This window comes from Gordonia sp. DT101, from assembly GCF_049844895.1.
GTDB lineage: Bacteria > Actinomycetota > Actinomycetes > Mycobacteriales > Mycobacteriaceae > Gordonia.
In genome coordinates this window covers 459,671-485,095 of record NZ_JBNCLX010000003.1, presented here as the reverse complement: position 1 = coordinate 485,095, position 25,425 = coordinate 459,671, and the positions used below count along the sequence as shown (strand labels likewise).

Below are 25,425 nucleotides of genomic sequence, written 5' to 3'. Positions count from 1 at the left end.
GCATGCGGCTCTGGTGTCATCTGTGTCGGTCAGGTCCGGGTGATCGCCTCGGGGTGGTCGGCAATCCACTTTCGGGCCTGCCGAGTCGCCTGTGCGAGGGCGAATCGTTCGCCGATGTAGCTCGCGGGAGCGCCGATGATCGGGATGTAGGTCAGGAGGCGAAGCGGTCCGGGCGACCCGGGGCGTCGTTCCATCTCGCCGGTGAGACTGCGCAGGACCTTCGCGGTCTCCCAGATGGTGCCGACCAGGGTGTGCCTTCGCTCGACGGGCTCGGTGGGCAGCTCCGACCGTTGGTCGTCCTCGGGCATCGCCGGGTCGACGGTGCGGCCGCACAGCACGGCCGCCAGCAGCTGAACCTGTCGCGAGCGCTCGGTGACGCCGTACTCGCGGGCGATCGCGACAAGGACCATCGCCTGGTTGGCGAAACCCAGCGTCGACGACAGCGGCAATCTCCTCGTCCACGCGCCGAAGACACCGGGGTAGGCGACCGCGATGTTGTTCACGGCACCGATCCGGCCGATCCACCAGTCGGCGCGGCTGTTCATCGAGCGGCTCGACCAGCCCTTGGTGCCCGGCCAATCGGTGACGTCGAGCGCGTCGGCGAGCAGATGCAAGGCCCGCTGCACCGTCGAATCCCGGTGTCGGTCGTCGTGGAAAGTGTGCCGCTTGAGGCCCAGGGGATCGCGATGCGCGAGGGTGTCGAGAACCGGGTTGATACCTGCGACTGTGCGGTCGAGGATGCCCGCGACCTGTGCGTCCGACATTTCGGCCATATACCGAGGCTAACCGAGTGCGCGGGCCGAGATCGTGCGTGAAGCGGGCGCCACGGCGAGCCCGGGTGGCGGTTTGTGAGATCGATGCGGAGGGCTGCTAAAGTGGCCAACGGCCGGTCAGTCGATGACCGCCCGGGGCTATGGCGCAGTTGGTAGCGCGACTCGTTCGCATCGAGTAGGTCAGGGGTTCGATTCCCCTTAGCTCCACAATTTGGCTCCACAATCGAAGTGGCTCCCCAATCGGAGAAAGCTTCACACCCGAAAGCGCGGTTCCGGATCATCGGAACCGCGCTTTCGTCGCTCATCAGCCGTGGTTCGTCAACCGTCGTTCATCAGCCCTGGTCGAGGATTCGCCGCGCGAAGCCGTCGGCGCGAGTCCGCAATGACTCGACCCGCCGGCTACGGACGGCCTCGGGGTCGTCGCCTGCGTAGATCTTCGACGGACGCACCCGGACATTGGCGCAGCACTCGAAGTTCGAGCACACCAGGGTTCCGACGGTGTTGCCCTTGCGTCCGGCAGGGCCGGCGAGTTTCGCGCTGTAGAACGCAACCTCGTTGGGTAGTTGAACGTCTTCGCACAGCGAGCATTGTGGGCGGGTTCGAGGCTGCCTACCGCCCAGTCGCAGCATGATGCCGACCGGCTGGTCGTCGACCGGGACGATCATGTAGCCGATCAGCGGCAGTTTCGGGTCGCGCCAGCCGAGGTAATCGGTGTTCTCCCAGTCGATGTCGGCGAAGTCTGGCGGGAGCGTGAGGGAATTACGTTCTCGCAGAGAAGCATTGACGAAGGACTTGCGGATCTGCGATTCGGTGAGTGCGTGCATGTGTATCGGGCCCTTGGTGGATCGTCGTGACAGGGGTGCGCGTGACCGGACGCGGTACACCCGGCCGGGTGAGCTCCGCGTCTGTCGGGGCGGTGTCGTCAGTTGTCGGCGTGCACGACGCCGACGACCTCCCCACGCCCGACGAACGACGACATGGATGGATACACGTATCGCATGGTGCCTCCGGCGCGTGGCGATCGTCAACTGGATAGTCCGCCTGGGTGACTGCCATGATCTGCGTCACCTGATTTGGCCGTGCTGTCAGAAGTCGCGTAACGTTGATTTCAATTGATGCACCGATCAGGTGCCGTCAACGCGTCGTAGAACGCTTCTTCGACAGGCCGGTTAGTGCCTGCTCTTTGACTTCGTACGGCGAACGAACACGCACAGATGCGTCTTCGCCATCGACACCTTGCAGAGCTGTTCACCTGCTGCTGTGGCGTGTCCACTACAGAAAGACACGGACCTTGTCCATTACTTTTGCTTCTCTCGGCGTGCCCGCCGAACTCGTCGATGTTCTTGCCGCCGAAGGTAAGACCGAACCGTTCGCGATCCAGGCCGAGACCCTGAAGGACACCCTCGCGGGTGACGACGTGATCGGTTCCGGCAAGACCGGTTCCGGTAAGACCCTGGCGTTCGCGATCCCGATGGTCGCCGGCCTGGCCGAGCTCGACGTCCCGCGCCGTCCCGGTTCACCGACCGGTCTGATCCTGGCTCCGACCCGTGAACTGGCCACCCAGATCGCCGCCGTGGTGACCCCGCTGGCCCGCGCAATGAACCTCACCGTCACCACCGTCTTCGGCGGTGTCAGCCAGAAGCGGCAGGAAGATGCCTTCCGCCGCGGCGTTGACATCGTCGTCGCCTGCCCCGGCCGTCTCGAGGACCTGATGCAGCAGCGCATCGTCCGTCTCGACCAGGTCGACATCACCGTTCTCGACGAGGCCGACCACATGGCCGACCTCGGCTTCCTGCCGGGCGTGACCCGCATCCTGGCGGCGACACCGGCCGACGGGCAGCGGATGCTGTTCACCGCGACGCTCGACAACGGCGTCGACAAGGTGGCCAAGCGCTTCCTCGACAAGCCGTCGATCCACTCGACCGAGGAGACCACTGCTCCCGTCGAGATGACCCACCACGTCTTCGAGGTGTCGCCCGGCGACAAGAACGGACTCGTCCAGGAACTGGCCTCCGGTCAGGGACGACGAATCCTGTTCATGCGCACCAAGCATCAGGCCAAGAAGCTGGCCAAGAAGCTCACCGACAGCGGCATCCCCGCCGTCGACCTGCACGGCAATCTCAGTCAGGCGCAGCGTGACCGGAACCTGAAGGCGTTCGGCGGCGAGGGCGTGCGCGTCCTGGTGGCCACCGACGTCGCCGCGCGTGGCGTCCACGTCGACGGGGTCGAACTCGTCGTCCACGTCGATCCGCCTGCCGAGCACAAGGCGTACCTGCACCGCTCCGGTCGCACCGCCCGTGCGGGCAGCAGTGGCGACGTGGTGACCGTCTGCCTGCCCGAGCAGCGTCGTGATCTCGCCGGCCTGCTGCGCAAGGCGAACATCAAGGTGACCCCGACCCGCGTGGATGCCAAGTCCGCCGAGGTCGACACCCTGGTGGGGCCGCGCGCCGAGTACGTCACGCCGGTGGCGCAGCCGGTGCAGCGTCAGGCGCCGAAGTCGAACGGCCAGCGTCGTGGTCGACCGGGCGGGCGTAACGGCCAGGCCGCGAACGACCGGTCCGGCTCCGCTCACTCGGGTCAGCGTCGTCGCGGGACGGGTCGCTCGGCGACCGCCCAGTCGCAGCCGCACACCGGGGAGTCGTCGCACGGTCGTCGACCGGCAAACCAGCAGCGTCGACGGGCCACCCGGGCCGGCGCTCCGGCCGGCGCTCGCTGACCCAGCCGGCTCACACTTCCGGAATCCACCTTCGCGCACGCGAGGGTGGATTCCGGCGTTCCGGGGGTCCTCGACGTTCAAGGATCACAACGGCCCCTGCGGGATGGCCGGCTACACGACTCCGACGGCGCGGAGACCCGCCGCCACCACGGCCGCCAACACCACGACCACCACGAGCGGTGCCTTGCACAACGCGGCGATGATCCCCACCGTCACGCCCGCCGGCCGTGCCCAGCCGACGAAGTCGTGGCCGGCGAACAGTGCTCCGGTGGCGGCCACCCCGACCAGCAGCACGATCGCTGCCCGGTCCATCACGGCGGCTGCTTGCGGGCTCACCTCATAGCGGCTGCGCAGCGCCGGACCTGCCAGCCTGATGAGATATGTCCCGACGGCCAGCACACCGACACCGACGAACAGTCCCGTGGCACTCATCGCCGTGACTCCTGCGCGTACTCGACTTCGGCGTGGTCCATGAATTCCTTTGCCGGGGCGGGGGATCGGAGTCGCCGGGCGATCTCGACGAGGGCAACTCCTGCGAGTGAGAGCATGATCGGCACACCGGCGGGGGCGAATGGCGAGGCGAGTACCGCGATACCGCCGCCGGCCAGAGCGGCGGCGAGGGTCGTCCGCTCACGGAGCGCGGGCACCGCCAGCGCGGCGAGCAGGGCCGGGAACGCGGCGTCGAGGCCGAGGGTCTCGGGGCTCGCGACCAGCCCGCCGATCGCCGAGCCGAGTACCGACCCGAGTGGCCAGCCGATGAGGATCCCGATGCCACACAGGAAGAACATGGCACGTGCGCGTCGGGAATCGTGCTCGCCGGATGCCATCGCGGCAGTCTCGTCGTTGATCAGGTGCGCGCCCAGGGCGAGCGGCAGCCCTCGTCCGAGGTGTTTGCCGACGGACAGTCCGTAGCCGAAATTGCGGGTGTTCACCAGCAGTCCCGCGAGTGCGGCCACCAGCGGGGCGCCGCCGCCGGCGATGACGCCGACGAACACGAACTCCGATGACCCCGCGAGCACGACGGTGGCGATCGTGAGGATCTGCCACCAGGCGAGTCCTGCGGTGTGTGCGGCGACACCGTATGAGGCGCCGATCACCAGCACGGACGCACTCATCACGACGATGGCGCGAACCGCCGACGGGTCGAGTGTTCTCCAGGACGAACGCATGACCACTATGATGGACAATATGGCTGGTGTTCGTCAAGAAGGACGGTCGTCCCGTTCAGTGAACGACCCCGAGGTCGACCCCGCCGACGCTGCGTCGGCGGCGATCAACCCGAAGCAGGTGGTGGCCGCGTCACTCAAACGCGAACGCACGCGAGCCGGACTGTCGATCGGCGAGCTCGCCCGGCGCGCGGGGATCGGCAAATCCACTCTGTCGCAATTGGAATCGGGCGACGGCAACCCGAGTGTCGAAACGCTCTGGGCGCTGTCGACGGCCCTCGGGCTGCAGTTCTCGGCGCTCTTGGACGCCCCCGTGCACCCGGTGGCGGTGATCCGTTTCGGCGACGGGCCGGTGATCCCGGCCGCGGCCGCCGACTATTCCGCCACGCTGCTCTCGACGGCGCGGCCGGGGACCCGCCGCGACATGTATCTCATCCGGGCCGAGCCAGGTGAACCGCGTATCTCGGCACCGCACGCACGCGGCGTCGTCGAACACGTGGTGCTCAGCTCCGGACGTGCGCGCGTCGGGCCCACCGACGCCGCGGTGGAACTCGGGGCCGGCGACTACGTCTCGTATGCAGGCGACATCGAGCATGTCTTCGCGGCACTCGTGCCGGGCACGGTGGCCGTGATGATCAGCGAGTCGACTTGAGCGTCCGGGCCGCATCGTGGGTCGGGCCGGTGGCGGTATGCCGGATCAGGCTGGTATGAACCGCCTGTGCAGACCTGCGGCCAGCCATGGCCGGGCGCCCCACGCGAATGCGCGGCCCGTCAGCGCCGCCCAGGTGGGTGACACGCGTCCGTACGCGGCGAGCAACGCGACGACCGGATCGACGCTGATGTGCACGTCGGGAGGCCGTGGATCGGCCGGATCGATCTCGAGTCGGCCGTCGGTGAACTCGTAGACGAAACGCTCCGCGCAACCGCGCAGCTTGATGTCGTAGGTCGCCGAGTGTCCGTCACACGCGATCTCGTCCACCCAGTCGGGCAGGATCTGATGACGGCCCCTCGCCACCAGTGGCGCGACCGCCGGATCGATGTCCCAGGGTGCGCCGATCGCGCAGGCGACGTCGTGGCCGTGCACGATGAACTCGCCGATGAGGATGCCGAGTGCGGCGTCGGACCGGATGCACCGGCCGCCGTCGAACTTCATCAGCGGAACCCGTGCGCCGAAATGCGACACCTCGTCGAGCAGACAGTCGAGGTCGCCGAGGAGCTTGTCGGTGAGCAGGGTGACATCACGCGTGGTCAGGTTGGCGATCTGTTTGGCATTGAAGTCGGGCAGGTCTGTCGCCCGTCGCGACCATGAGCCCTCGCCACGGGCGAGATCGCGGTGGCGGCCGGGCGCCGACGACACGTGTCCGAGACAGTCCGCCACGGTCCACGACGGAGTGGCGGACAGCCGGGTCTCGGGATCGGCGACACTGCGCACCAACTCGACGAACTGCGCGCCGGTCTCCCGCGCAGTGTCGATGTAGTCGAACCGCGAGAACATCGTCCTCACAACTGGCCACCCCCCAGAGCAACAGGGACCCAGGATAACCCCGAGGGGTCGTCCGGGCGGACGAACGTGACACAACTGTTTCCTGCGCGTATTCGATTGTGCACAGCGACTTTTGCGAAACTGCAGATCCGATTGCAGTGGGACGTCTGTCCCAGACTGCTCGCCGCGGGGCGGATGTCCTCGAACCGCCCCGCGAGCCGTGGCGACCAGGGGCGGTCAGCCGAGTCTGTTCAGCATCCGGCGGCGTCGTGGCCGGCCGTGTTCGGGTAACCGGCCTGCCTCGAGGTCGGTGAGCAGCGATGCGACGGTCTCGGCCGAGTCGGTCTTGTTGGTGCCGATGAAGCCCGACGGCCCGCGCTTGATCCACCCGGTCACATACATGCCGGGCACCGGTGCCCCACCGTCGATGATCCGGCCCGCATCGTGCGGGATCACGCCGCGGGTGTCGTCGAAGGGCAACCCCGGTACCGCGACGCCGCGGTACCCGATGGAGGTGAGGACGAGGCCGGCGTCGATGGTGTCGGTCGTACCGGTCGGCGTGATGGCCCCTGCGTCGTCGACGGTGTTGCGGGCGACCACCACCCCGGCGGCCCTGCCGTCGGTATCCAGTTCGACGGCAGCAGGGGAGCGATGGAAGGAGAGTCTGATGCGACGCCCGGGGCGCGGTGTGCTCGCCGCGACCTCGGTCAACAGGTCGAGCTTCGCTCGAGTTGTCGCATCGTCGGCCGGGGGAGTGCGCGCCTGTGCCAGGTCCTCAGGATCGACGACGACGTTCGCGCCGTGGTCGACGAGGCCGATCAGCTCGGGCAGGGTGAAGGCGGCGTGGGTCGGACCACGGCGACCCAGTACCACCACCTCGTCGATGGCCGACGAACGCAGCGCCGACAGTGCATGTCGGGAGATGGTGGTGTCGGCAAGGGTTTCCGGGTCGGCGGTGAGGATGCGGGCGACGTCGAGAGCCACATTCCCGTTGCCGATCACGACGGCCCGGGAGGTGGCGAGATCGACGTCGAGGTGGTCGTGATCCGGATGATCGTTGTACCAGCCGACCAGCGCGGTTGCACTGTGCACGCCCGGCGCGGAGGCGTTGTCGATGGCGAGACGACGATCGGTCGGGGCGCCACCGGCCCAGATGACCGCGGAGTGGCGCTCCCGTAGATCGTCGAGGGAGAGATCGCGCCCGATCGTGGTGCCGAGCCGGATGTCGCAGCGCGGGTTGCCGGCGACGTCGTCGAACAGCCGTATCACCGACCGGGTCGCCAGATGGTCGGGAGCGACTCCGTAACGGGCGAGCCCGAACGGACGGCGGAGCCGCTCGTACACGGTGACCGAGATCTGCGGTTGACGCAGGAGTTCGTCTGCGGCGTACATGGCCGACGGCCCGGACCCGACGATGGCGACCGACACCGGGGCATCGACGGCGAGTTGGTGCGGTTTGTCGACGGGGGCCAACGGGAGACGTCGTGCCGGGTCGACGGGGAATCGTGCCGCGCCGTCGCCGGTCGGATCGAAATGTGCGGCATTGACGTCGACGAATCGTGCTTGCTCGTCGGTCAGCCGATGGCCGGGCACGATCGCGCCCACCGGGCAGGCGCTCACGCAGGCCCCACAGTCGACACAGGTCGACGGGTCGATGTAGAGCATCTCGGAGGTGCCGAAACCGGGCTCCTCGGGGGTGGGATGGATGCAGTTTACCGGGCACGCGTAGACGCATGAGGCGTCACCGCAGCACGCCTGCGTGACTACGTGGGGCATGTCGGATCCGTCTGTGAAGGGGCGCGGCTCAGGCCGCGGTGTAGGTCGGCTCGCTGCGGAACCGTGACGGACGGCCGCCGATGCCGAGGATCTTCCACAGCAGTCGCGAGAACGGGTTCATCAGACCGCACTGGTCACCGAGCATTCGCACGTCGCCGAAGACGTTGCGTAGGAACTTCTTCGACTCGTCGGAACGCCAGAAGATGTCGCGCATCACCTCGTCGGGCACATCGAACCGCTTCTGGAAGCTCTTCGGCGGCACGACGATCGCGCCGCACAGGATGCGCATGGTGAGAGGGAACATGAGCGAGAGCAGGAAGCGCTGGATACGGCCCTTCTGCGGGACGGTCTCCCGCAGGAGGTGATGCGCGAACGAGATGTGCCGGGCCTCCTCGGCCACGTGCAGCTGCATGACCGCGGCCATGGTGGGGTGCAGGGTGGCACGGGTCCGCAGGAAGTCCTTCTGGATGTGATCGATCGGCTCCTCGCCGCCGAGGACGCCGAAGAAGAAGATGGTCGGGAAGATCGTCGACGCGAGCGGCACCAGTGGTGAGATCAGCCGATAGCCGATCTTGGCGCCCGGCACGTCCATTCCGGTGCGGTTCACGAACTCCTGGAACATCAGGGTGTGGTTGCACTCTTCTTTGGACTCGTGCGTCGTGTAGCGGAACTCCTTGGTCCCGTTGGGCAATTTGAAGCTGTACTGCATCAGCCCGCGGATGAGGATCGACTCGAACTGCAGGCCGACCTTCGCGACGTTGGCCTGCCGCCACATGCCGATTTCGATCTGCTTGTCGACCGGTAGCTGCTGATACCACGGGTGGCGCCCGACCGGGTCGACCTTGCTCGACAGAACCCAGCGACGATCGTCGGGAACGATCGCCATCTCGGGTGCATCCCAGTCGATGTCGATATACGGGTCGAAGTTACGGTGCACCGACGCGGCGGACAGGTCGTCGAGGACCTGGGTGTAGTTGTCGGCGTCGCTGGACTTGTCGTGTTCGGGAACGTACGACTGACCCACACGTTCGAGGGCGTTCGTCATGGCTTGACCCTTCTCGTCGTCGGAGATGGTCCGGGCGAGACCGGACGGCTCACCGGATGGATCCGGTACCGCCGTGTTGATGAACCGAACGTAATTGGACGTTCGATCATTTGTCAACACTCAATGTCACAATCCAGGATGGCACCGCGTGCCGGGCCCGGAACTCGACGTGTGCGTCAGGATGGTCAGGTGCAGCAGATCCTCCTCGTGGTCATCGCGGTCCTCGGTATCGCAGCCGCTCAGGTCATCGGCCCTCGCATCCGTGTGGCGCCGCCGTTGTTGCTGGTCGTGGTGGGCGTGGTGGTGGGGGTGATGCCGTTCGTCCCGGCCATCGACCTCGATCCCGAGTGGATTCTGATCGGGGTGTTGCCGCCCCTGCTCTACTCGGCGGCCGTGTCCATGCCGACGATGGACTTCCGCCGGGACTTCGGCGCGATCAGCACATTGTCGGTGGTGTTGGTCCTGGTCAGTGCGGTACTGCTCGGCTTCTTCTTCGTCTGGGTGATCCCCGGTCTGGGCCTGGCGACCGGTATCGCACTCGGTGCGATCGTGAGTCCGACCGACGCCGTCGCGACGTCGATCGCCAAACGCTTGGGCGTGCCCCATCGGGTGACCGCGGTGCTGGAGGGCGAGAGCATGCTCAACGACGCCACGTCGCTGGTGCTGTTGCGATCGGCGATCGCCGCGATCGCCGCGAGCATCTCGTTCGGGCAGGTCGCCCTCGAGTTCGTGTTCGCCGTGGTGGTCGCCGTGCTGATCGGGACGGTCGTGGGATGGCTCAATCTCGCGGTGCGTGCCCGGGTGTCCGATGCCACCGTGAACACCGCCATCTCCTTCACCGTGCCGTACCTGGCATACATACCGGCCGAAGAGCTCGGTGCCTCGGGGTTGGTGGCCGCCGTGACCGCCGGCCTGATCACCGGTGCCGGTGCCGTCCGGTTCCTGACGCCCCAGCACCGACTCTCCGACACGCAGAACTGGCGCACCGTCGAGCTGATCGTCGAGGGTGGGGTGTTTCTGCTGATGGGCCTCGAATTGTGGGGTCTGGTGGTCGATGTCCACAACGACCACGACGGGGTCGACACGGCGGTCTGGATCGGGTTCGCCGCCCTGGGCCTCGCAGTGGTGATCCGGTCGGTCTACGTGGTGCCGCTGGTCCTCTGGCTCGATCGCGCCGCCCAACGGGGGACCGAGATGCGGCCGATGCTCGCCGACATCAACGCGACCATGGTCGAACGTCAGCGGGACGGCCCCGACCGGCCGATACGTCGCACGCGTGAGGCGCGCAGTGCGATCCGGCGTGAGTGGCGGCGTCTGCGTCGTCGCATCGAACCCCGGCGCTGGTCCGATTCCGAGGAACTGCCGCCGACGTCGCCGGAGACGGCGCGGATGGTCAGTTCGCGACTCACCCGGCAGATCGCCGATATCGACTACTACCGTTCGGCGCCACTCGGGCCGAAGGAGGCGACCATCGTCGTCTGGGGCGGGTTACGCGGCGTGGTGACCCTCGCGGCCGCCCAGACCCTCCCGGATGATGTCGAGTCGAGGTCCCTGCTCGTCCTCATCGCCTTCGTGGTCGCGGCGGCGTCGCTGCTGTGCCAGGGCGGTACCCTCGCCTGGCTGATCCGCGCGTTGAAGGTGACCGAAGATGCCGACAGTCGCGTCGCCGAACACCATCGGCTCCGTGCCGAGCTGGCCGCCACCTCGCGGAAGGTGATCTCCGAGTCCGAGACGGTCGCGCGGTATCCGGTGCTGCGCAAGAGATTCGCCACGATCGCCAAGACTGCCGACACCGAGGAGGGCATCATCGACGCCAATCTGAAGGTTCGCGCCGCCTACGAGAAGATCCGTCGTGACCTGGTCGCCGCGCAGCGCGAGGTCCTGCTCCAGATGCGGGACGAGGGAACATTTCATTCGGCATTGCTCGAGCGGGAACTCCGGCAGCTCGATGCCGAGGAGATCAGCCTGGACCTGCGGGCCGAGGACTGATCTCCGCCGGGTGTCGCTTCGATCGGCCACGGAATGACGCCGACCGGGCGCAGTTTCGCGTCGATCGGGCGCAGAATGACGCCGACCGAACGGACGCCGACCGAACGGACTCCGACCGAACGGACTCCGTTGAGCGCGAGCACGTTCGGTGAACTTCCACGCACGCTCGACGTGAAACTGCGCACGGTCGGCGCGGATCTGCGCCCGATCGACGCCATTGTGTGCCCGGTCGGCAGGGGCTCAGGGGGCTCAGGACATCAGCGCCGGTGCGGTGTTGAAGAGGAAGACGATGAACACGGCCAGCAGAAGCCACGACGCTCCCTGCCAGGTCTGCCATTTCCCGCCCGCCCGCCAATTCCGGTACGTGCGCCACAGCGCGGCGAGCGCACCGACCAGCACGATGATCGGGGCCGCGACGATCAGTGCGGTCCGCACCCCGTCGTCAGAAGCCCAGGCCACCAGGAGTGCCAAGAGCCCGAAAGCGATTGTGACACCTGCATGTACCGCAGCCTGACGGAGTTCGTCGCCGGTGGACGCCGGCCTGTGGGTCTCGTTCATGTCTGTTTTGCGTTCGATGTCGGTTCACCTCTTCTCCACCATACCCTGCCTCGAAAAGTGCTGTGACCGGGACTTTTTGCTCATTGCCGCAGAGCTTGACGGCAGGCAGGATGGGGTGAGGGCCACACGGGGTGACCAAGTGAGGAGATGGGACCGGAGATGACCGCGATACTCGTCGGTGTTGATGGATCGGATGCGTCGAATCGGGCCGTGCGGTGGGCGGCCACCGCGGCTGCGGCCGAGGAGGTCGACCTGAAGCTGGTAGGCGTCTATGACATCAGCACCAGCAATTACGCACCGGGGCTGATCATCCCGCAGGACGTGGTGGACGCGATCAAGCAGGATGCCGCCGATGCCGTGCGCGACGCCGCGGCGCTCGCCAAGGAGGTGGCTCCGGAAGTTGCGCTGCAGACCTCGCTGGTCGAGGGCGACGCGGCGCGCGCGCTGCTCGAACTGGGCAAGGACGCCGGGACGATCGTCCTCGGTACGCGGGGCCTCGGATCGATCAAGGGGTTGTTCCTCGGTTCGGTGAGCACCACGGTCGCGGCTCATTTCCACGGTCGCGTGGTAGTGGTCGCCGGCCCCGGAGGCGGCGGTCCGGTGGTGGTCGGCATCGACGATTCGCCCGTGAGTGACGCCGCGGTGGGCGAGGCCTTCCGTCAGGCGGGACTCCGCAAGACGAAGCTGGTCGCGGTACACACCTGGACGCCGCTCGACGTCGACGCCCTGCACGGATACGGCATCGAGCCCGACGAGGTCGCGCGGATGTCGCAGGAAGCCGTCGAGGCCGTCGCGGAGCGACTCGCCGGCTACCGCACCGAGTATCCCGATGTGGTGGTCGAGCGGGTGGTGATCCCCGAGGAGCCTGCGAAGGCGGTGCTCGATGCGGCCGGCGACGACGCGCAGCTGATCGTGGTGGGCAGCCGCGGTCGCGGTGGGTTCACCGGTCTGCTGCTCGGCTCGACCAGCCAGAAGATCTTGCACCAGGCCGAGAGCCCGGTGATGGTGGTCCGCACGTAGGCCCGCGCGGCGGACTTCAAGTTCACTTGAAGTCACCTACGATGGATTCGTGTCGCTCAAGAAGCTCGAACTCTCTGTCGGCGAGTTGGCCCAACGCGCGGGTATCGCGCCGTCGGCGGTGCGGTTCTACGAGGACCAGGGACTGATCTTCAGCCGTCGCACCTCCGGCAACCAGCGCCGCTACCACCGCGCGATGCTGCGCCGCGTCGCATTCATCCGGGCATCGCAGTCCGCAGGCATCCCGCTCGCGGTGATCGCCGATGTGCTGTCCGAGCTCGGCACTCACGAGTCGCCGCCGAAGTCGATGTGGGAGTCCGCATCCAAGCGGTGGATCGACGACATCAACAACCGGATCGCACTGCTCGAGAACATGCGCGACATGATCGGCTCGTGCGTGGGCTGCGGTTGTCTGTCGTTGGGCGAGTGCCACCTGTTGAACCCCGGCGACGAGATGAACAAGCTCGGTCCGGGCCCGCGTCGACTGATGCGGGACTGATCAGCCGAGCCGATGACCCCGCTCGGCGCCGGTGATGTCGAGAACAGGGTGCTGTCGAGAACAGGGTGATGTCGGCCCGGTTGTGGCGGTCGATAGGCTCGCATCATGGCCAGACCCACCCGCGTGGCACTCGCCCTCGGCAGTGGCGGGGCACGTGGTTACGCGCACATCGGTGTGATCGCCGAACTCGAAGAACGCGGATTCGAAGTGGTCACCGTGGCGGGATCGTCGATGGGTGCCCTGGTCGGCGGTCTGTACTGCGCGGGCAAGCTCGATGAGTACGTCGACTGGATAACCGGCCTCTCCCAGCTCGACGTCGTACGGCTGATGGACGTCTCCCTGTCCAAGTCCGGTGTGATCGGTGCGGAGCGCATCTTGTCGAGGGTGCGGGAGATCCTCGGCGACGCCCGGATCGAGGATCTGTCGACCCCGTTCACCGCGGTCGCGACCGACCTCAATGTGGGTCGCGCGGTGTGGTTCCAGCGGGGTTCGGTCGTCGAGGCGATCCGTGCCTCCATCGCGATTCCCGGCGTCATCAGCCCCCATGACCACGGCGGACGGCTGCTCGCCGACGGTGGCATCCTCGATCCGTTGCCGGTGGCCCCGACGTCGGGCGTGGCAAGTGACGTCACGATCGGGGTCGTGCTCGGCGCCGACGGCGGCCCGGACCACGGGGCCACCCGCGAACCCAAGACCAAGCGATTGCTGCGCCGCAACGTCGCACCCATCCTCGACAGCGACTTCGTCCGGTCGGTTCGGGACAGATTCGGACTGGAGGCTTCCGGCGGCGACGAGTTGCATGCCGCCGCACCCACTGCGGAACCCGACGTCGAGACCGGCCGCATGGGTCGTATCGAGGTGCTCAGCCGGTCCCTCGACATCATGCAGGAGGCGCTCACGCGCTATCAGGTGGCCGGGTATCCACCCGACATCCTGATCCGGGTACCCCGGAAGTCGGTGCGCACCCTCGACTTCCACAAGGCGCCCGAGATGATCGCGCTCGGGAGATCGCGTACCGCCGAAGCTCTCGACCAGCTCCCCGAGCTGACCCTGTGAGGGCCCGGACGTGAAACAGATTCCCCGCGGGATCTGGGTGCTGCTGGCTGCCAATGTCGTCATCGCACTGGGATACGGACTGATCGCGCCGGCGTTGCCCGCCTTCGCGCGGACCTTCGACGTCACCTTCACCGCGGCGTCGGCCGTCGTCTCCGCCTTCGCGGTGATGCGCCTTCTCTTCGCACCGGCGACGGGGCGACTGGTCACCGTCTTCGGAGAGCGCAGGATCTATCTGATCGGACTGCTGATCGTCGCGGCGAGCACCTTCGCGTGCGCGTTCGCCCAGACTTATTGGCAGCTGTTGCTGTTCCGCGCCGCGGGTGGCATCGGATCGACGATGTTCACCGTATCGGCGATGGCCCTGCTGATCCGCATGTCGCCCGGGGAGATCCGCGGGCGGGTCTCCGGCTACTTCTCTGCCGGCTTTCTCATCGGTAATATCACCGGACCTCTGATCGGTAGTGCGCTGGTCAATTTCGGCCTGCGCATGCCGTTCGTGGTGTATTCGATCGCGTTGCTGATCGCTTCGGTGGTGGTCGCCACCCAGCTGCGTGACCAGGGTGGTCGACCGGACCCGTCCGTTGCGAAACCCGCCGGGGTGGTGGGGTTCCGCAGCGCGTTGCACGACAGTACGTACCGCGCGATCCTGTCGTCGAACTTCGTGCAGGGATGGGCGTCGATGGGGGTGCGGGTGGCGGTGGTGCCGCTGTTCATCACCGACGGCCTCGACGAAGGTCCCGCGATGGCCGGGGTCGCGCTCGCCGTGTTCGCCGTCGGCAATGTCGCGGCCATCGTGATCGCCGGGAGACTGTCCGACGGTCTGGGTCGTCGGCCGGTCATGTTGCCGGGTCTGGCGATCGCCGCGGTTGCCACCGCGGCGCTGGGTTTCGCGCCGAATCTGCTGGTGGCGCTCGCGCTGTGTCTGGCCGCGGGCGCCGGATCGGGACTGTTCGCCCCGACGCATCAGGCCGCACTCGCCGATGTGCTCGGTAACCGGCAGCAGGGTGGATCGGCACTTGCCGCCTACGGCATGTCGTCGGATCTGGGTGCGGTGAGCGGCCCGATCATCGTGGGTTTCGTTGCCGACCGGGCCGGTTTCGCACCGGCTTTCCTCCTCACGGGTGTGGTCACCACGGTCGCCTTCGTGATGTGGTGCGTGGCCGACGAGACGGCACCTGCGGTGGTGGGCGGCGGTCCCCATCTCACCGAGGTGGAGCGCGACACCGACGAGTAGTGTCCTGAGTCGGAAGTTTCGTCGCGGTACCGATCGAACACCGAAGAGCGCACAAGAACTTCTGACTCAGGACACCAGGGCGAGCGAGCAGGTGAGATCGACTGCGACGGATTACCGTTGACACATGAGCAGCAGCGCCGCCGGCTACGCCCTGGGATCGACCTCCGAGGTGGGCCGGTTGCGGGCCGTCATGCTGCATCGACCGGGTGACGAACTGCGGCGCCTCACGCCGCGCAACAACGATCAGCTGCTCTTCGACGGTCTGCCGTGGGTGGCCCGTGCGCAGGAGGAACACGATGCGTTCGCCGAACTGTTGCGGGCCAATGGTGTGGACGTCTTCCTGCTCGGCGATCTGCTCACCGAGACCATCGGGCACAGTGGTGCGGCACGTATCCAGGGCATCGCCGCCGCCGTCAGCCCGCGACGACTCGGCACGCACCTCGCCGACGATCTGGCCCGCCATCTGCGCGGGCTGCCCGCCGCGGATCTGGCGCATGTCCTGACCGCGGGGATGACCTTCGACGAACTCCCGGTCACCCCGGCTGCGGCGTCGTCGTCGCTGGTGCGGCGGATGCACCACGGTCCTGAGTTCGCCATCGAGCCGCTGCCGAATCTGCTGTTCACCCGGGACAGTTCGTTCTGGATCGGCCCCCGATTCGCGATCACCTCTCTGGCGCTGCCCGCCCGCGTGCGGGAAACCTCGCTCACCGACCTGATCTACGCGCATCACCCGCGGTTCACCGGCGCCCGCCGTGCCTATGAGTCGCAGGTCGCGCCGGTCGAGGGCGGTGACGTCCTGTTGCTCACGCCCGGCGTGGTCGCGGTCGGGGTGGGGGAGCGGACGACGCCTGCGGGTGCAGAAGCGTTGGCGCGCAGTCTATTCGATGATGGGCTCGCGCACACCGTGCTGGCCGTCCCGATCCAGCAGTCGCGTGCATTCATGCACCTCGACACCGTGTGCACGATGGTCGATGTGGACGCGGTGGTGATGTACCCGAACATCGCGGAATCGATGTCCGCGTTCACCTTGCGCCACCGCGACGGCACCGTCGAGGTGAGCGGTTCACGTCCGTTCGTGGAGGCGGCTGCCGAGGCCATGGAGATCGAGAAGCTCCGGGTGATCGACACCGGTCTCGATCCGATCACCGCCGAGCGTGAGCAATGGGACGACGGGAACAACACACTCGCGGTCGCGCCGGGAGTCGTCGTCTCCTACAACCGGAATGTCGAGACGAATCAGCGCCTCCGGGATTCGGGGGTCGAGGTCCTCGAGATCGAGGGCAGAGAGCTGGGGTCCGGTCGCGGTGGGCCCCGGTGCATGTCGTGTCCACTCGCCCGCGACGAGGTCTGAGTAGGAGGCGACGTGTCGGCAGATCTGGCGGCCTTGTTGACGATCGACCACGACGGGGCAGAACCGCCCTTCGAGCAGGTTCGAGCAGGTGTCATCGAGCTCATCGCATGCGGAGAACTCCTGGTCGGAGAGCGTATCCCGACAGTCCGGCGACTCGCCGCAGATCTCGGACTGGCGGCCAACACCGTTGCGCGCAGTTACCGGGAACTGGAATCGGCGGGCATCATCGAGACCCGGGGCAGGCACGGCTCGTTCATCAAGTCGAGTCGTGACGCAACGCTCGACCAGGCGCAGCAGGCGACCGTCCAGCACGTGAGATCGCTGCGCGACCTCGGCATCGACGACGCCACAATAGTCACATTGGTGACACAGGCTACCCATACGGGTTGAGAACCTGCATCAACCTTTGGTTGTGTTGATGGGTGACAACGGAACAGAAAACGGTCAGAAGGTCGCGTATCGGCTTTGATCCGTGGGTGTTCGGGATCACCGCGGCCATCGTCGTCAGCTTTGTCGTGTGGGGAATGGTCGACTCCGACAGTCTGAACGCCTCCAGTACCAACGCTCTCGGCTGGATCACCGACAACATGGGGTGGTTGTTCATCCTGTCGGCGACGTTCTTCGTGGTCTTCGCCGTGTATCTGGCGGCCAGCAAGTACGGCCGCATCCCGCTCGGTCGCGACGGCGACAAACCCGAGTACCGGACGATCAGCTGGATCGCCATGATGTTCAGCGCCGGCATGGGGATCGGACTCATGTTCTTCGGTGCGTACGAGCCGCTGTTCCATTTCGTCAACGCACCGCCCGGATACGACGCACGGGATGTACAGATCGCCATGGCGACCACCATGTTCCACTGGGGTTTCCATCCCTGGGCGATGTATGCGGTCGTGGGTCTCGCGATCGCCTACAGCACCTATCGGTGTGGTCGCGGTCAGTTGATCAGCGCGGTCTTCGCCCCGTTGCTCGGCGGCCGGGAGAACGGGCCGATCGGCAAGGTGATCGACATCCTGGCCATCTTCGCGACGTTGTTCGGCACGGTGGCGTCCCTCGGCCTGGGTGCGCTGCAGATCGGCTCCGGCCTGGTGAAGGTCGGCTGGGTCGACGAGCCGTCGACCATGCTCCTGGTCGCGGTGATCGCGGTGCTCACCGCTGCCTTCGTCGCGTCGGCCGTGTCGGGCGTCGCCCGTGGCATCCAGTGGTTGTCCAACATCAACATGGTGCTCGCGCTGATCCTGGCGATCTTCGTCTTCGTGGTGGGCCCGACGGTGTTCATCCTGAACCTGATGCCCACCACGCTCGGCGCCTACCTCAACGACATCCCCAGTTTTTCCGCACGTTCGGGAGCCACCGTGGATGCCGACGGCCAGGATTGGTTGGCGTCGTGGACGATCTTCTATTGGGCGTGGTGGGTCTCGTGGACCCCGTTCGTCGGATTGTTCCTCGCCAAGATCAGCAAGGGACGCACCATCCGGGAGTTCGTCATCGGTGTCATGGTGGTGCCGACCACTGTGTCGCTGGTCTGGTTCTGCATCTTCGGCGGTACCGCCATCCGGCAGGAGACCGACGGGCTCAACCTGCCGGTGAACGACAGCGATGCAACGCTCTTCGAGGTGTTGGCACACCTGCCCTGGACGGCGGTCGCCTCCGCGTTGGTCATGTTGCTGGTCGCGATCTTCTTCGTCTCCGGCGCCGACTCCGCGTCGATCGTGATGGGTTCGCTGTCGCATCGCGGGGTACACGATCCGCCCAGATGGCTGACCATCTTCTGGGGTGTCCTCACCGGTACGGTAGCCGCCGTGCTGCTGGCCATCAGTGGAGACGACGGATTGACCGGACTGCAGCAGATGGCGATCATCGCCGCGCTGCCGTTCGTGGTGGTGATGATCTTGATGTGCTTCGCTCTGTTCCGGGACCTGCGCCGCGATCCGCTGATCGTCGCGCGGATGGAATTGCGTTCCGAGATCGACGAGCACATCCGGCAGCAGGCCACCGAGATAGCGACGAGCGAGTTCTCGGCCATCGGGGGCTATGTCGAGGAGCCGGTCAGCGTCGACGAGCCCCTCAACCCCAGCTCGGAAGCCAGATCTGCTGATGCCACTGAGCAGGGGAGATCGCACCTGCCGTGAGGATCGGCCACAGCCAGATGAAGTTCGCCACCACGAGTCCGACGTAGATCGCGACCACGAGGATCGCGAGGGACCGCCGTTCCGGGCGTGCCCTCGCCGTCGCCGTCGCGGACCGCAACAGGTCACCGGTGCACAGTGCCAGTCCCATCACCAGGAAGGGTGCCATCACGGTCGCGTAGAAGAAGTACATCTGGCGGTCGAGGTCGGCGAACCAGGGCAGATAGCCGGCGGCGTATGCGGTCACCACGGCGGCATACCGCCAGTCGCGGCGGACCAGGAACCGCCACAGACCCCAGGCGAGCATCGGGAGTGCAAACCACCAGAGAGCGGGTGACCCGATCAACATCTGGGCCCGGACACACTCTCCGCCGCCGCACTGGTCCGGACCGTTCTCGATCGCGTACAGCATGGGCCGCAGACTCATCGGCCACGTCCAGGGCTTGGATTCCCATGGATGATGGTTGCCCGCCGAATTGGTCAGTCCCGCGTGAAACTGCAGGACGCCCGACTCGTAGAACCACAGGGAACGCCACGCGCCCGGAACCCATGCGAATGGTCCGCCGATGCCGATCTGGTTGCCGACCTCGTAGCGGTACACCGCGGTCTCGCTGTTGAACCAGGGGATGAACGTCGCGAAGTAGATCAGTACCGGCATCGCCGCGAGACTCAGGCCGGATGGGATCAGATCACGGCGCAGCACGCCGAGCCACGGACGACGGACGTGATACGCCGTGCGGGCCGCGACATCGAAACCGATGGCGAGCACGGCGAAGAAGATCACGAAATAGATGCCCGACCATTTGGTACCGCAGCCCAGACCGAGCATGACGCCCGCGGTGAACCGGTACCAGCGGAACCCGAGCCGTGGTCCGTAGTCGCTGTCGCCCATCCGACCCTCGACCCAGACACGATGCATCCGCGCACGTACCTGGTCGCGATCGGCGATCAGCGCGGTGAAGGCGGCGACGACGAAGACGGCCTGGAAGATGTCCAGCATTCCCATCCGGGATTGGACGAACAGCACGCTGTCGCAGATCGCGAAGATCCCGGCGATGGCGCCGACCAGCGTGGATCGCGACATGCGTCGGACCACGCAGTAGATCATCACGACTATCGCGACCCCGGCGATCGCCGGTGCGATGCGCCAGCCGACCGGACCGTAGCCGAAGACCGACTCCCCGGCCGCCAGCAGCCATTTGCCGACCGGCGGGTGCACCACGAGTCCGTAGGCCGGGTTGTCCTCGATCCAATTGCCGCCCGTGAGCACCTGCCAGCCCTGCGGGACGTAGTGCTTCTCGTCGAAGACCGGAGTGCCCTGGTCGGTGGGATTGGCCAGACCCCAGAGCCTGGTCGCGGTGGCGACCACGGCGATGACCAGACCGACGAGGAATCCGCGTCGCCGATCGGGGGCACCGAACAGCGGGGTCGGGATCTCGGGTCCCGGCCGGGTGCCCAAATCCTCCGCGCGGCCACGATCGGCGGACAGGCCGCGCTCCTCATCGGGACCTCGATCGAGGATGGCGGCGTTGGTCACCCGTCCGATCGTAGTGGTCACTCGTAAGCTGTCAGATGATGAACTCTCGGGAAGCCGTCGAAATGTCGCACGGCCATACGATCGACGAGGTCGGTCGGCTCGTCCTGGCGGCGACGCCGATGGGACAGGCCGACGATGCGTCGCCGAGGCTGCGCGCCGCCCTCGCCTCGGCCGACATCGTGGCGGCCGAGGACACCCGCCGTGCGCGGAGTCTCGCCGCTGCGCTCGATGTGGGGATCGGCGGTAGCCTGGTGAGCTACTACGACCAGGTCGAGGCGGCTCGGATACCTGCGCTGGTAGATGCGATCACCGGGGGATCGACCGTGCTGCTGATCACCGATGCGGGGATGCCCTCGGTGAGCGATCCGGGGTTCAAACTGGTCGCCGCCTGTGCCGACGCGGGATTGCGGGTCACCTGCCTCCCGGGTCCGTCGGCGGTGACCACCGCGCTCGCTGTCTCGGCACTGCCCTCGGAGCGGTTCTGCTTCGACGGATTCGCTCCGCGGCGTCCCGGTGCCCGCCGGGAGTGGCTGACGACTCTGCTCGACCAGCCGCGGACCACCGTGTTCTTCGAGTCACCCCACCGTCTCGCAGACACACTCGCCACCGCCGCCGAGGTCCTGGGGGGCGATCGACGTGCGGCGGTGTGCCGCGAGCTCACCAAGACCTACGAGGAGGTGCGCCGCGGAACCCTCGCGGAACTCGCCGACTGGGCCGCCGACGGCGTGAAGGGGGAGATCACCGTGGTCGTCGCGGGCGGGCGGCCACGGATCCGTGACATGGCCGAGCTCGTCGAGGAGGTCGAAGAGCTGGTGGCCGACGGTGCCCGCCTCAAGGAGGCCTGTCAGGAGGTCACGCGGGGCGGCGGTGCTTCGCGGCGTGACGTGTATCAAGCGGTTCTGGCCCGTCGCCAGGACTCGTGAGCCAGGCCTCGGCCGTATCGACAGCGCTCTCGTCCTCGGAGACGTGAAGGGTCACACCCGGCGCCAGCCGGTAGGGACGGCTGGTGAGCAGGGCGCCGACCGCACGTCGCAGCCGCGACATCTCCGCACGAACCGTCACGACGTGCCCGGAATCGCCGAAGATCAGTCGGCTCAATCGCGCCGAGGTCAGACCCGATTCCGACGCCTCGGCCAGCAGGAGCAGGATCTGGGCATGTCGGCGCGTCAGCACGGTCTGCCAGTCGTCGCCGTCGCCGGCCACGGTAAGCGTTGGTTCGCCGCGTAGATCGAGTTCGGCGACAACGGGATTCGCGGGACCGACACGCCGCAGGAGCCATCCGCTGCCGATCTGCTGGGCGACGCAGATGCCGATCCCCGGCACGAACTGATGGGTGTCCTCCATGGGGGCCGCCACCGCGTCCGGCGCCGTACATCCGCGGCTGTCGGCGACCCAGCCGTCCCCGTCGACCAGGAGCGCCGGACCCCGGATGCCGGTCAGCCGGGCACCGGCATTCTTGCGAAGGTCGGCGAGAGATCGCGCGTGGGCGTTGGCGATCTCGTGCTCGCCGAGCGCTGCCATGCTGGCCGCGAACGCCGTCGACGACGGCTGCAGGGCCTCCACGGGTCCGGCCAGGGAGACTATTCCGGTCAGCTGCCCGGTACGGGGATCGTGAATGGGGGCGGCCGCGCAATAGAGCGAATGCAGAGCACGATTGAAGTGTTCCCGGCCGACGACCCGGGTGGACCGGTGATCGGACATCACCAGGCCTACGGCCGTGGTCGCGGTGGATTTCTCGTCCCAGCGGCTGCCCTCCACCAGGTCGAGGTGGTCGGCGACCCGTAGCCACCGCGAGGTCCCGCAACGCCACAGCAGCACACCGTCGGAGTCGAAGACGCCCATGAGGAGTTCGGGGTCGTCGGTGGTCTCGGCGAACACCCGTTGCAGGCGCTGCGCGCCGTCGCCCAGTGCATTGCCATGTCGCCGGTCGTGGACCTGGCCTGGAGGTAGATGCCCCGGCGCATGCTTGTCGGCGTCGGCTCCGGTGTCGACGGCACGTTGCCACGAAGCGAGGACTTCGTTGCGGGCGGTGGGCACCGGGAGATCTCGGGTCACGTCGGCTTGAGACCGATCACCAAGACTGCCGACGTCGCCCGTACTTTCCGTACCCGGCAGTATGGATCGGCGCATAATCCGACTCTACCCCAGATGTTGACATGCGGAAGGGGGTCGGCCGTGCCTTTTGCCGATGTTCAGGACTATGCGTCAAGCGGTGCTCAATTCACGACGAGCGGGCGCGTCGCTGCGTCGAACGGTCATCGTCCGGCGTCATCTGGGCACGATCGCGGATCAGCGACCGGTCGGGGTCGCACCGACGATGCTCGCCGCCTTGTCCAGGCATTCCTGCCATTCGAGGGCCGGATCCGAATCGATGGTGATCCCACCGCCCACCCCGAGGGTGGCCGTACCGTCCGGCGTCATCGCGACGGTACGGATCGCCACGCTGAGGTCGAGGCCGTGCCCCGGCCCGGCCATGCCGATCGCGCCGCAGTAGATGCCTCGTGGTGACGGCTCCCAATCCGCGAGCAGTTCGGCCGCGCGGATCTTCGGCGTGCCGGTGACCGACGCGGGCGGGAACATCGCACGCAACAACTCGTTGGTCCCGACCGCGGGATCGACGATGGCCTCCACCCGCGACACCAGGTGCCACACCCCCGGGGCCGGTACCACCGAGAGCAGATCGGCCACCCGCACCGTGCCGGTGACGGCGAGACGGCCGAGGTCGTTGCGCACTAGGTCGACGATCATCACGTTTTCTGCGACGTCCTTCGCCGAGGCCGACAACGACTCGGGCACCGCATCGGCCGGTACCGTCCCCTTGATCGGCGACGACGAGACGAGGTTGCCGGTCCGACGTAGGAATGTCTCCGGCGAGAAGCTGGCCACGGTACCCCAATCACCGTGTAGATAGGCGGATTTCGCCGGCATCGTCGTGCTGGTGATCGACGCGAAGAACTCCAATGGGTCGCCCTCGACGGTCCCGGTGAAGCGGGTACACACGCACGCTTGGTAGACCTCGCCGGAGCGGATCGCCTCGAGACACCGGTCGATCGCCGCGAGATGGGATTCCGACTGTGGCGGGATCCAGTTCGCCGACCACCGGTGTTCGACGGTATCGGTGGGCTCGCTCAGCGCTCGTTCGATCCATGGGGCACAGGCGCTTCCGTGGACGCTCTCGTGACGCCAACGGCCGTCGCGGAGAATCAGTACCTCGTCGGTCAGCCCGCCGACCGCGATTGGCAGCGGCGACTCGGTGGCGTGGACCGGAAATCCCAGATAGCCGAACCAGAACAGGTCGGGGTCGTCGGGCGGGGCGAATCCCGGTCGGAGGCCGATCGACGGCGCGATGACGGCGTCCGCGTCCCACCAGTCGCCGATCAGGGCGGCCGGCGGCGGCAGTCCGGCCGCACGCGTGTGCGCGTGCAGCGCACGCAGGACATCGAGCGCCGGAGTCGTCACGCCTCGTAGCGGGGGAAGATCGGCGTGGGCTTCGGCAACGAGATGCCGGCGACGAGAGGGTCACCGACGGCGGTGAACTGGCGATTGTCGGGATCGACGGCGAGCAGATCGAGCAGCCGATTCGTCGACTCGGGCATCACCGGCTGGGCCAGCAGCGCAACGGTGCGGACCACCTCGGCGCACACATAGAGCACGGTCGCGGTGCGGTCGAGATCGGTCTTGGCCAGCTTCCACGGCTCCTGAGAGGAGATGTAGCGGTTGGTGTCGGCGAGAACCGACCACATCGCCTCGATGCCGAGATGGATCGCCTGGACGTCGAACTGATCCCGCACCCGGGGCAGCAAACCCGCCGCCTTCTCGAGCAGCGCGGTGTCTTCGGCGGTGTACGTGCCGGCGGCCGGGACCGCACCGTCGAAGTACTTGCCGATCATCGACAGACTGCGCTGTGCCAGGTTTCCGAACTCGTTGGCGAGGTCGGCGTTGATCCGGCTGACGATCGCGTCTGTCGAGTACGACCCGTCCTGGCCGTAGGAGACCTCGCGCAGGAAGAAGTAGCGCACCGGATCGAGCCCGTACTCGTCGATCAGATTGTCCGGGTCGACCACGTTGCCGACCGATTTGCTCATCTTCTCGCCCTTGTTGAAAAGGAAGCCGTGGGCGAACACGCGTTTGGGCAGTTCGATACCGGCGCTCATGAGGAAGGCCGGCCAGTAGACGCAGTGGAACCGGATGATGTCCTTGCCGATGATGTGCAGGTCGGCAGGCCAATACCGGTCGAATGTCGCAGCGTCGTCGGGGAAGCCCACGCCCGTCAGGTAGTTGGTGAGGGCATCGACCCAGACGTACATGACGTGGTCGGGATGACCGGGCACCGGTACGCCCCAGTCGAAGGTGGTGCGCGAGATCGACAGGTCGTTCAGCCCACCCTTGACGAAGCTGACGACCTCGTTGCGCCGCACATCCGGACCCACGTACTCGGGGTGGCTCTCGTACAGCTCGAGCAGCTTGTCCTGATACGCGGACAGCCGGAAGAAGTAGGTCTGCTCTTCGGTCCAGGTCAGTACATGGCCGCTGTCGGCCGCGACGCGATTGCCGCTGTCGTCGATGGTGGTGTCGGCCTCGGTGTAGAAGGTCTCATCGCGGACGTCGTACCAGCCGGAGTATGTGTCCAGGTAGATGTCCCCGGCATCGGACATGCGCTGCCAGATGGCCTCGGAGGCGCGCTGGTGATCGGTGTCGCTCGTCCGGATGAATCGATCGAAGCTGGACCCGAGCCGCTCCTGCAGCTCTTGGAAGCGATCGGAATTGCGCTTGGCAAGGTCCGCGGTCGGGATGCCTTCGGCCTCCGCCGTCTGCTGCATCTTCTGCCCGTGGACGTCGGTGCCGGTGAGGAATCGGACGTCGTAGCCGTCGAGACGTTTGAACCGGGCCAGCGCGTCGGTCGAGATGTACTCGTAGGCGTGCCCGATGTGCGGAGCGCCGTTGGGGTATGCGATGGCGGTCGTGATGTAGCACGGTTCGCCTGCGCCGTGCGAGGCGTCAACAGCGGATTCGGTGCGCGTCGGATCGTCGGTCATGGTGTCGCCAGAATACGTGGGTTGGCTCGCACTCCGCTGTCCGCCCCGGCTGCTGGTCACCCC

The 25,425-nt window shown here is 66.9% G+C and carries 23 protein-coding genes and 1 tRNA gene; 12 read left to right on the top strand and 12 right to left on the bottom strand.

The window, feature by feature from the left end; all coding sequences use genetic code 11:
- Positions 1 to 29 precede the first annotated feature (29 nt).
- Positions 30 to 773 carry a hypothetical protein gene (locus ACLQ3I_RS13575; RefSeq protein WP_425802432.1) on the bottom strand — a complete coding sequence of 248 codons (744 nt, stop codon included), beginning with the start codon at positions 771 to 773 and terminating at the stop codon, positions 30 to 32.
- A 134-nt stretch (positions 774 to 907) separates the two neighbouring features.
- Between ACLQ3I_RS13575 and ACLQ3I_RS13570 the strand changes: the two genes are divergently transcribed.
- Positions 908 to 980 (top strand) — tRNA-Ala (locus ACLQ3I_RS13570).
- Between the two features lie 125 nt (positions 981 to 1,105).
- Here ACLQ3I_RS13570 and ACLQ3I_RS13565 read toward each other — a convergent pair.
- Positions 1,106 to 1,597, bottom strand: a complete 492-nt coding sequence (locus ACLQ3I_RS13565; protein WP_425788681.1) for an FBP domain-containing protein — start codon at positions 1,595 to 1,597, stop codon at positions 1,106 to 1,108.
- 467 nt (positions 1,598 to 2,064) lie between these two features.
- Between ACLQ3I_RS13565 and ACLQ3I_RS13560 the strand changes: the two genes are divergently transcribed.
- On the top strand, positions 2,065 to 3,489 hold the full coding sequence (locus ACLQ3I_RS13560) for a DEAD/DEAH box helicase (RefSeq protein WP_425802430.1): 1,425 nt from the start codon (positions 2,065 to 2,067) through the stop codon (positions 3,487 to 3,489).
- A 111-nt stretch (positions 3,490 to 3,600) separates the two neighbouring features.
- Here the strand turns inward: ACLQ3I_RS13560 and ACLQ3I_RS13555 are convergent, their stop codons facing one another.
- Both ACLQ3I_RS13555 and ACLQ3I_RS13550 read right to left on the bottom strand, forming a co-directional pair.
- Positions 3,601 to 3,921 carry an AzlD domain-containing protein gene (locus ACLQ3I_RS13555; RefSeq protein ID WP_425802427.1) on the bottom strand — a complete coding sequence of 107 codons (321 nt, stop codon included), beginning with the start codon at positions 3,919 to 3,921 and terminating at the stop codon, positions 3,601 to 3,603.
- Positions 3,918 to 4,658 carry an AzlC family ABC transporter permease gene (locus ACLQ3I_RS13550; protein WP_425788675.1) on the bottom strand — a complete coding sequence of 247 codons (741 nt, stop codon included), beginning with the start codon at positions 4,656 to 4,658 and terminating at the stop codon, positions 3,918 to 3,920. Before ACLQ3I_RS13550 ends, ACLQ3I_RS13555 begins: the two co-directional genes overlap by 4 nt.
- Positions 4,659 to 4,677: 19 nt before the next feature.
- On the opposite strand from ACLQ3I_RS13550, the gene ACLQ3I_RS13545 reads away from it, so the two are divergent.
- Entirely contained in the window at positions 4,678 to 5,307 is a 630-nt protein-coding gene (locus ACLQ3I_RS13545) for a helix-turn-helix domain-containing protein (RefSeq protein WP_425788673.1), read from the top strand.
- Between the two features lie 45 nt (positions 5,308 to 5,352).
- Here the strand turns inward: ACLQ3I_RS13545 and ACLQ3I_RS13540 are convergent, their stop codons facing one another.
- The 3 genes from ACLQ3I_RS13540 to ACLQ3I_RS13530 form a co-directional block, all read right to left on the bottom strand.
- Positions 5,353 to 6,159 carry a maleylpyruvate isomerase N-terminal domain-containing protein gene (locus tag ACLQ3I_RS13540; RefSeq protein ID WP_425788671.1) on the bottom strand — a complete coding sequence of 269 codons (807 nt, stop codon included), beginning with the start codon at positions 6,157 to 6,159 and terminating at the stop codon, positions 5,353 to 5,355.
- Between the two features lie 216 nt (positions 6,160 to 6,375).
- The gene (locus tag ACLQ3I_RS13535) at positions 6,376 to 7,914 is read right to left on the bottom strand and encodes a 4Fe-4S binding protein (RefSeq protein ID WP_425802425.1); all 1,539 of its coding nucleotides are present in this window, start codon (positions 7,912 to 7,914) and stop codon (positions 6,376 to 6,378) included.
- 28 nt (positions 7,915 to 7,942) lie between these two features.
- The gene (locus ACLQ3I_RS13530) at positions 7,943 to 8,959 is read right to left on the bottom strand and encodes an AurF N-oxygenase family protein (protein WP_425802422.1); all 1,017 of its coding nucleotides are present in this window, start codon (positions 8,957 to 8,959) and stop codon (positions 7,943 to 7,945) included.
- Between the two features lie 189 nt (positions 8,960 to 9,148).
- On the opposite strand from ACLQ3I_RS13530, the gene ACLQ3I_RS13525 reads away from it, so the two are divergent.
- Positions 9,149 to 10,948, top strand: a complete 1,800-nt coding sequence (locus tag ACLQ3I_RS13525; protein ID WP_425802420.1) for a cation:proton antiporter — start codon at positions 9,149 to 9,151, stop codon at positions 10,946 to 10,948.
- 249 nt (positions 10,949 to 11,197) lie between these two features.
- Here the strand turns inward: ACLQ3I_RS13525 and ACLQ3I_RS13520 are convergent, their stop codons facing one another.
- Positions 11,198 to 11,506 (bottom strand): hypothetical protein, encoded by a 309-nt coding sequence (locus ACLQ3I_RS13520; RefSeq protein ID WP_425788666.1) that lies wholly within the window; start codon positions 11,504 to 11,506, stop codon positions 11,198 to 11,200.
- A 159-nt stretch (positions 11,507 to 11,665) separates the two neighbouring features.
- Here ACLQ3I_RS13520 and ACLQ3I_RS13515 point away from each other — a divergent pair, with 159 nt between their 5' ends.
- The 7 genes from ACLQ3I_RS13515 (at position 11,666) to ACLQ3I_RS13485 (ending at position 18,792) form a co-directional block, all read left to right on the top strand.
- A complete protein-coding gene (locus tag ACLQ3I_RS13515; RefSeq protein WP_425788664.1) occupies positions 11,666 to 12,526 on the top strand; it encodes a universal stress protein in 861 nt (286 codons plus the stop codon).
- A 49-nt stretch (positions 12,527 to 12,575) separates the two neighbouring features.
- Positions 12,576 to 13,022 carry a redox-sensitive transcriptional activator SoxR gene (soxR, locus tag ACLQ3I_RS13510; protein WP_164306468.1) on the top strand — a complete coding sequence of 149 codons (447 nt, stop codon included), beginning with the start codon at positions 12,576 to 12,578 and terminating at the stop codon, positions 13,020 to 13,022.
- A gap of 105 nt (positions 13,023 to 13,127) precedes the next feature.
- Entirely contained in the window at positions 13,128 to 14,078 is a 951-nt protein-coding gene (locus tag ACLQ3I_RS13505) for a patatin-like phospholipase family protein (protein ID WP_425788662.1), read from the top strand.
- A 10-nt stretch (positions 14,079 to 14,088) separates the two neighbouring features.
- Positions 14,089 to 15,312, top strand: a complete 1,224-nt coding sequence (locus tag ACLQ3I_RS13500; RefSeq protein WP_425788660.1) for an MFS transporter — start codon at positions 14,089 to 14,091, stop codon at positions 15,310 to 15,312.
- 124 nt (positions 15,313 to 15,436) lie between these two features.
- A complete protein-coding gene (locus ACLQ3I_RS13495) occupies positions 15,437 to 16,663 on the top strand; it encodes an arginine deiminase (RefSeq protein WP_425788658.1) in 1,227 nt (408 codons plus the stop codon).
- Between the two features lie 12 nt (positions 16,664 to 16,675).
- Positions 16,676 to 17,053 (top strand): GntR family transcriptional regulator, encoded by a 378-nt coding sequence (locus ACLQ3I_RS13490; RefSeq protein ID WP_425802418.1) that lies wholly within the window; start codon positions 16,676 to 16,678, stop codon positions 17,051 to 17,053.
- Positions 17,054 to 17,187: 134 nt separating this feature from the next.
- The gene (locus ACLQ3I_RS13485) at positions 17,188 to 18,792 is read left to right on the top strand and encodes a BCCT family transporter (protein ID WP_425790445.1); all 1,605 of its coding nucleotides are present in this window, start codon (positions 17,188 to 17,190) and stop codon (positions 18,790 to 18,792) included.
- Here the strand turns inward: ACLQ3I_RS13485 and ACLQ3I_RS13480 are convergent.
- Positions 18,728 to 20,278 (bottom strand): dolichyl-phosphate-mannose--protein mannosyltransferase, encoded by a 1,551-nt coding sequence (locus ACLQ3I_RS13480; RefSeq protein ID WP_425802825.1) that lies wholly within the window; start codon positions 20,276 to 20,278, stop codon positions 18,728 to 18,730. The two genes, ACLQ3I_RS13485 and ACLQ3I_RS13480, sit on opposite strands and share 65 nt — an antisense overlap.
- A gap of 86 nt (positions 20,279 to 20,364) precedes the next feature.
- On the opposite strand from ACLQ3I_RS13480, the gene rsmI reads away from it, so the two are divergent.
- Positions 20,365 to 21,249 carry a 16S rRNA (cytidine(1402)-2'-O)-methyltransferase gene (gene rsmI, locus ACLQ3I_RS13475; RefSeq protein WP_425802415.1) on the top strand — a complete coding sequence of 295 codons (885 nt, stop codon included), beginning with the start codon at positions 20,365 to 20,367 and terminating at the stop codon, positions 21,247 to 21,249.
- Here the strand turns inward: rsmI and ACLQ3I_RS13470 are convergent.
- The 3 genes from ACLQ3I_RS13470 to metG form a co-directional block, all read right to left on the bottom strand.
- The gene (locus ACLQ3I_RS13470) at positions 21,179 to 22,456 is read right to left on the bottom strand and encodes a GAF domain-containing protein (protein ID WP_425788653.1); all 1,278 of its coding nucleotides are present in this window, start codon (positions 22,454 to 22,456) and stop codon (positions 21,179 to 21,181) included. The genes rsmI and ACLQ3I_RS13470 overlap by 71 nt on opposite strands.
- A gap of 159 nt (positions 22,457 to 22,615) precedes the next feature.
- Positions 22,616 to 23,785, bottom strand: coding sequence for an aminodeoxychorismate synthase component I (locus ACLQ3I_RS13465; protein WP_425802413.1), 1,170 nt, complete (start codon positions 23,783 to 23,785; stop codon positions 22,616 to 22,618).
- Positions 23,782 to 25,362, bottom strand: coding sequence for a methionine--tRNA ligase (metG, locus tag ACLQ3I_RS13460; protein WP_425788650.1), 1,581 nt, complete (start codon positions 25,360 to 25,362; stop codon positions 23,782 to 23,784). The genes ACLQ3I_RS13465 and metG overlap by 4 nt, the downstream gene beginning before the upstream one ends.
- Positions 25,363 to 25,425: the final 63 nt, after the last annotated feature.

What these genes read in the sequence shown, in the direction of transcription:
- ACLQ3I_RS13530 (WP_425802422.1), bottom strand. Translation starts at nt 8,959, where the DNA reads ATGACGAACGCCCTCGAACGTGTGGGTCAGTCGTACGTTCCCGAACAC.
- ACLQ3I_RS13495 (WP_425788658.1), top strand. Translation starts at nt 15,437, where the DNA reads ATGAGCAGCAGCGCCGCCGGCTACGCCCTGGGATCGACCTCCGAGGTG.
- ACLQ3I_RS13505 (WP_425788662.1), top strand. Translation starts at nt 13,128, where the DNA reads ATGGCCAGACCCACCCGCGTGGCACTCGCCCTCGGCAGTGGCGGGGCA.
- ACLQ3I_RS13550 (WP_425788675.1), bottom strand. Translation starts at nt 4,658, where the DNA reads ATGCGTTCGTCCTGGAGAACACTCGACCCGTCGGCGGTTCGCGCCATC.
- metG (WP_425788650.1), bottom strand. Translation starts at nt 25,362, where the DNA reads ATGACCGACGATCCGACGCGCACCGAATCCGCTGTTGACGCCTCGCAC.
- ACLQ3I_RS13520 (WP_425788666.1), bottom strand. Translation starts at nt 11,506, where the DNA reads ATGAACGAGACCCACAGGCCGGCGTCCACCGGCGACGAACTCCGTCAG.
- ACLQ3I_RS13555 (WP_425802427.1), bottom strand. Translation starts at nt 3,921, where the DNA reads ATGAGTGCCACGGGACTGTTCGTCGGTGTCGGTGTGCTGGCCGTCGGG.
- ACLQ3I_RS13535 (WP_425802425.1), bottom strand. Translation starts at nt 7,914, where the DNA reads ATGCCCCACGTAGTCACGCAGGCGTGCTGCGGTGACGCCTCATGCGTC.
- rsmI (WP_425802415.1), top strand. Translation starts at nt 20,365, where the DNA reads ATGAACTCTCGGGAAGCCGTCGAAATGTCGCACGGCCATACGATCGAC.
- ACLQ3I_RS13515 (WP_425788664.1), top strand. Translation starts at nt 11,666, where the DNA reads ATGACCGCGATACTCGTCGGTGTTGATGGATCGGATGCGTCGAATCGG.
- ACLQ3I_RS13470 (WP_425788653.1), bottom strand. Translation starts at nt 22,456, where the DNA reads ATGCGCCGATCCATACTGCCGGGTACGGAAAGTACGGGCGACGTCGGC.
- ACLQ3I_RS13485 (WP_425790445.1), top strand. Translation starts at nt 17,188, where the DNA reads ATGGTCGACTCCGACAGTCTGAACGCCTCCAGTACCAACGCTCTCGGC.
- ACLQ3I_RS13575 (WP_425802432.1), bottom strand. Translation starts at nt 773, where the DNA reads ATGGCCGAAATGTCGGACGCACAGGTCGCGGGCATCCTCGACCGCACA.
- ACLQ3I_RS13545 (WP_425788673.1), top strand. Translation starts at nt 4,678, where the DNA reads ATGGCTGGTGTTCGTCAAGAAGGACGGTCGTCCCGTTCAGTGAACGAC.
- ACLQ3I_RS13565 (WP_425788681.1), bottom strand. Translation starts at nt 1,597, where the DNA reads ATGCACGCACTCACCGAATCGCAGATCCGCAAGTCCTTCGTCAATGCT.